The sequence below is a fragment of the Mycobacterium sp. genome (assembly GCF_052144515.1).
GTDB lineage: Bacteria > Actinomycetota > Actinomycetes > Mycobacteriales > Mycobacteriaceae > Mycobacterium.
Genome location: NZ_JBKQQD010000109.1, coordinates 1 through 4,151 on the forward strand (window position 1 = coordinate 1; position 4,151 = coordinate 4,151).

The window sequence follows — 4,151 nt, forward strand, 5'->3', positions numbered from 1 at the left end:
CGCGGCAGACCGGCACCGGTTTGTGCTGACCAATCACCACATCGTGATGGATGGCTGGTCGCAGTCGATCCTGCTGCGCGAAATCATTGCCGGCTATTTGGGGCAACGGCTGCCCGCGGCCGCGTCGTATCGCAGCTTTGTCACCTGGCTGGCCGGTCGCGATCGCGAGGCCGCCCGCGCGGCCTGGGGTGAGGTGTTCGCCGGTTTTGACACCCCCACCTTGGTGGGTCCGGCGGGCCGGTTGGGGCTGGGGCGGCGAGGCGTTGCCTCGGTTGGGGTGTCTGAGCAGACCACGCGGGCCCTTGGTGAGCTGGCCCGCTCGCAGCACACCACCGTCAACACCGTGTTGCAGGGCGCCTTCGCGCAGCTGCTGTGCGGGCTGACCGGCCAGCATGATGTCGCGTTTGGCACCGCGGTCTCGGGGCGGCCGGCCGAGGTGGCCGGCGCGGAGTCGATGGTGGGCCTGTTGATCAATACGGTGCCGGTGCGGGCGACCATCACCGCGGCGACCACCACCGCCGAGCTGCTCGATCAGCTGCAACGCGCCCACACCCACACGCTGGAGCATCAGCACCTGGGGCTGCCGGAGATTCACCGCGTCACCGGCCACGACCAGCTGTTCGACACCCTGTTCGTATTCGAGAACTATCCGATCGACACCGCCGCATTGTCCGGCGACCACGAGCTGGCCATCACCGAGTTCACCGCCCGCGAACACAACCACTACCCGCTGACGGTGGCGGCCGCGCCGGGCCGCGAGTTGGGTCTTCGCGTCGAATACGACACCGACGTGTTCGACACCGCCAGCATCGAGGTGCTCATTGAGCGGTTGCAGAAGGTGGTGGTCGCCATGACCGCCGACCCGACACGGCGGCTGTCGTCGATCGATGTGCTCGATGAGGCTGAGCACGCCCGCCTGGATGGGTGGGGTAACCGGGCTTTGTTGACCCAGGCGGCGACCACGCCGGTGTCGATTCCGGTGGTGTTCGCCGCGCAAGTCGCGCGCACACCCGAGGCGGTGGCGGTGACCTTCGAAGGCCGCTCAATAACCTACCGCGAGCTTGAGGAGGCCGCTAACCGGCTGGCGCACCTGCTGGCGGGCCAGGGTGTGGGCCCGGGGGCGTGTGTGGCGCTTTTGTTTTCGCGTTCGGCCGAGGCGGTCGTGGCGATGGTGGCGGTGCTCAAGACCGGGGCGGCCTATTTGCCGATCGACCCAGGGCTGCCGGCGGCCCGGATCGGGTTCATGGTCGCCGACGCCGCGCCGATCGCCGCGATCACCAGTGTTGGGCTGCGTGAGCAGGTAGACGGGCACGACGTGGCAGTAATCGACATCGGCGACCCCGCGATTCAGGCTTATCCGTGCACTCCGTTGCCGGCGCCAGCCCCTGATTACATCGCCTACATCATCTACACGTCCGGCACCACCGGTGTCCCCAAGGGGGTGGCCATTACCCACCACAACGTGATCCAGTACATAGAGTCACTCGACGCCGACCTGCGGCGCCCCGGCGTGTGGACGCAGTGGTTTTCCTTGTCGTTCGACGGCTCGGTCTTGGAGATCTGGGGTGCGCTCTTACACGGTGGGCGGCTGGTGGTGGTTCCCGAGTCGATGACAAGATCGACGGCCGAGCTTCACGCCCTACTGATATCTGAACAAGTCGACGTCTTAGAACAGACCCCTTCAGCTGCAGGGGCTTTGTCGCCTGACGGTTTGGAGTCGGTGGCTTTACTCGTGGGCGGTGAAGCCTGCCCAGCCGACCTGGTGGACCGGTGGGCGGCACCTGGGCGGGTGATGATCAATAAGTACGGCCCGACAGAGGCCACGGTGGATGTGACCTATAGTGCGCCGTTGATGGCGGGTTCGGGAGCGCCGCCGATCGGCTCGCCGCTGCCGGGGGCGGCGTTGTTTGTGCTGGATGGATGGTTGCGCCCGGTGCCGGCCGGTGTAGTTGGTGAGTTGTATGTATCCGGTACCACTGTGGGATATGGGTATTGGCGTCGGTCCGCTTTGACCGCGTCGCGGTTTGTGGCGTGTCCGTTCGGCGGCGCGGGAGCGCCGGGGATACGTATGTATCGCACCGGGGATTTGGTGTCGTGGGGTGCTGATGGGCAGCTGCGGTATGTGGGGCGTGCCGATGAGCAGGTCAAGATCCGTGGGTATCGCATCGAGTTGGGTGAAGTCCAGGCCGCCCTGGCCGGGCTGGACGGGGTGGGGCAGGCGGTGGTGATCGCCCGCGAGGACCGCCCCGGTGATAAGCGCCTGGTGGGCTATGTGACCGGGACCGCGGATCCGGCCGGGGTGCGTGCCGCGCTGGGCGAGCGGTTGCCGGCCTATATGGTGCCGGCGGCGGTGGTGGTGATCGATGCGCTGCCGCTAACCTCCAACGGCAAACTCGACATCCGCGCCCTGCCGGCACCGGAATATCAGGGCATCGATCATTACCGCGCCCCGGCCACCCTCACCGAGGAGATCCTGGCCGGCATCTACGCCCGGGTGCTAGGTGTCGAGCGGGTCGGGGTCGACGACTCGTTTTTCGATTTGGGTGGGGATTCGCTGCTGGCGATGCGCCTGATCGCGGCGATCAACACCTCACTGAATGTTGATCTTTCGGTACCAACCGTGTTCGAAGCGCCCACGGTGAGAAGTTTGAGTCAGCGGCTGGAAGCAGATGCTATTTCTGTGCAAGAACTAGCTCCGGTTCAGACTCTGAAGAAGGGTACCGGTGTTCCGCTGTTCTGCATTCATCCCGTGGGTGGGATGAGTTGGGCGTATCAGACTCTTGGTAATTACTTAGACTGCTCGATCATTGGAATTCAACAAATCCTGCAGCGCGAAGAGGCTGAACCTGGGTCAATTCGCGATATGGCGAAAAACTATGCCGACAGGATCCAAGCGCTCTATCCTACCGGACCCTATAATCTTCTCGGCTGGTCTTTTGGAGGCGTCGTCGCCCATGAACTTGCCGTCGAGCTTCAGCGACGCGGATGTGTAATCGCGCGCCTTATCCTTCTCGACGCTCAACCCAGTTTGGACGGCAGCGTCACCCTACCAGACCGTGCTTTAGACGAGAAACACATCTTGGACGAAGTGTTGCGGTTCTGTGGCATAGATATTCCGGAACAGGATGTGCCGCTTACCTACGAGCAGGTAGAAGAGCTGGTTCGCGAACGAGCAGCCGTAGAATTTGCTCGATACAAGCAGCTTCGGGATTTTATAGTTCAAAACATTAATACTAACATGGCGTTGTATCGAGCTCACGAACCCGGTGTTTTCGATGGTAATATAATCGTATTTTCTGCTTTGCAGGATGACAGAATTCGGAGTTCGTCTCCTATGGAAAGTTGGCGGCCTTATGTTGCTGGCCACATTACAGAGTACTCAATCGGCTGCACACATGCAGACATGTTGACCGCCGAATCGCTCAGCCTGTATGGCCAACAACTCAAATTTTCATTGGAAGCTTAAGGCGGCGTTGTGGTGAAGAAATCACCGGGCCGCTGTCAGCATCTCTGGTGATTTGTCGGCTCTGTCCTTCCTCCAGTACAACAGCAGACTAGGAGCTGGCCTAGCTCCAACTGCATACAAGCAGCTGCTTCCGATGATGCAGAGCTGCGCGCACTGAACTTGAAATCCGCACTGAGTGGACGACACTTCTGACAACAACCGTGACGACCATCGAATCGTTCAACAATCGATTGCCAACACCTCCTTGTCGTGTCCTAGCGATGTCCTAAGACACACGACCACCAACTGAAACACGTGGGACACATCAGCACGAGAATTGCCCATCGAGCTGTACAGATCGCCACTGTGTAGACACGGCGGAACGGCCCAGAACGGGCGTTTTCACCCTGGCAGTGTGGGAGTCTCGCCGACCGCTTATCCCCCACTGGACTGCTGCAAGCCGTTCCCTGGCGAACGGCAAGGTTCTGGTGTCGGCCCTCGAAAGGTATCCGGCGCCAGCGTGCGATGCGTTCACTTCCTCAATTGCAGGATCACAACCCGTGTCGCAGGTGGCCAAGTCCCCCCTCGGACACGGTCGGCAGCCAAACTCGCGTAACAGCCAAGCCCATTGGAGTCGTGTAAGAGTTCGCTCGATCGCGCGACCCTTCGGATGGCAGTTTAAGCGGTTAGTGCTGGTTTCGTGATG

General features: G+C 61.7%; 1 protein-coding gene. It reads left to right on the top strand.

The features are described from left to right. The coding region (locus tag ACLP9N_RS06720) for a non-ribosomal peptide synthetase (protein WP_442406656.1) at positions 1 to 3,466 on the top strand (3,466 nt) is incomplete at its 5' end. Positions 3,467 to 4,151: the final 685 nt, after the last annotated feature.